General features: G+C 75.7%; 1 protein-coding gene. It reads left to right on the top strand.

Annotation, left to right across the window (positions count from 1 at the left end; all coding sequences use genetic code 11):
• Nucleotides 1–1925 (top strand): amino acid adenylation domain-containing protein (locus tag ACWCSD_RS52090; RefSeq protein WP_449927261.1); only part of this gene is annotated, 1925 nt, incomplete at both ends.

The raw sequence follows: 1925 nt of genomic DNA on the forward strand, positions 1-1925 counted from the left end.
GTCGGACAGCTGACCGGCCACCTGGGCGCGCTGCTGGACACGGTGACCGGATCGCCGGACCGGCGGCTGGGCGACCTCGACCTCGTGACCCGCCCGGATCCGGCCCCGGCGGCGCGGGCGGCGTCCGGCGCGACCGTCCACGGCCTCGTCCGGGCACAGGCCGAGGCTCGGCCGGACGCGGTGGCGGTCGTCGGGGACGGCGAGCGCGTCACGTACGGCGAGCTGTGGCGGCGGGCCACCCGGATCGCGGGCGGTCTGACCGCAGCGGGGGTCCGGCCGGGAGATCCCGTCGCGCTCAGGCTGCCGCCAGCTCCCGCCACCGTGGAGGCCATCCTCGGCACGCTCCTGGCGGGCGCCTGGTACGTCCCGATCGATCCCCGCCATCCCGAATCCCGGGCCTCGTTCATCCTCCAGGACAGCCGTAGCCGGCTCCTGGTCGAGGAGACCCCGTCCGGCGGGAACAGCGCCGTCACGCTCGACGCCCTCCCAGCGGCGGCCGGGCCGTCCGGCGACGGCCCGCTGCCGGAGCTCCCGGGGTCGTCGCCCGCCTACTGCCTGTACACCTCGGGCACGACGGGGCGGCCGAAGGGCGTCCTGGTCACCCATGCCAACGTGGTGTCCCGGATCTCGGGCCCGCACTTCCCCTTCGGCTTCTCACCGCACGACGTGTGGGCGCAGTTCCACTCCTGCGCCTTCGACCTGTCGGTCTGGGAGATCTTCTGCTGCCTGGCCACCGGCGGCCGGCTGGTCGTCCTGCCGGACGGGGACGTCCAGAACCCCTGGGCGCTGCGCGAGACGCTGCTGCGCGAGCGCGTCACCGTCCTCAACCAGACACCGTCGGCCTTCGCCCGGCTCGTCGCCGTGGACGAGGCCGACCCCAAGCCGCTGCCGGACCTGAGGTACGTGCTGTTCGGCGGCGAGCGGCTGGACCCGCCGCGGTTGCGCGACTGGCGCCGCCGCCATCAGGGCGTCCGGCTGGTCAACCTGTACGGGATCACCGAGGCCACCATCCACGCCACGGCCCACGAGGTGACCGCCGAGGACTGCGAACGGGACGTCAGCCCGATCGGCCACCCCCTCCCGCACACCAGCGTGCACCTGGTGGACCCGCGTACGGGACGGCGGCTCGTCCCGGAGGGCGCGACCGGCGAGATGTGGCTCGGCGGAGCGGGCGTCGCCGCGGGGTACCTGCGCCGGCCGGAGCTCGACCGGGAACGGTTCGTGCGGGACGCGTTCGGCGCGGACGTGCTCCTGCGGACCGGCGACCTGGCCCGCCGCGGCCCCGACGGCGGCCTGCTCTACGTGCGCCGCATGGACGACCAGTTCCAGTGGCACGGCTACCGGATCGAACCGGGCGAGATCACCGCCCGGCTCCGCGAGCACCCCGGCGTCGGCGACGCGGCCGTGCTGCTGGAGGGCGGCTCCGAGGGCAGGATCGCGGCCTACCTGGTGCTCTCGGGCGCCCCGCCGACGCCCGATGAGCTGGGCCGCCACCTGGCCGAACGGCTGCCGCCGTACATGATCCCGCACGCCTACGCCACCGTGCCCGGCCTGCCCCTGACCGTCAACGGCAAGCTCGACGTCGAGGCGCTCGCCGGAAACGCCGCCGACCTGCGCAAGACGGGCGCGGACGAGGCGCCGGCCTCGGCCACCCAGCGGCAGATCCACCTGGCCGACCGCCTGCTGCCCGGCTCCTACCAGGAAACCGTCGCCTGGCGGGCGGCCGGGCGGCTGGACGACGGCGCGCTGCGCCGGGCCGCGGCCGAGCTGACCGGGCGGCACGAGATCCTCCGCACCCGCTTCCGCTCCAGCGAGCACGGGCTGCGCCAGCTCGTCGGCGAACCCTGGCAGCCGGACGTGGACGTGCGGGAGATCCGGGCGCGGGAGGTGTCCGCGGACGACGTCGCGCGGTGGGTGGCCGGGGC

It is taken from the genome of Nonomuraea sp. NPDC001684, assembly GCF_053596515.1.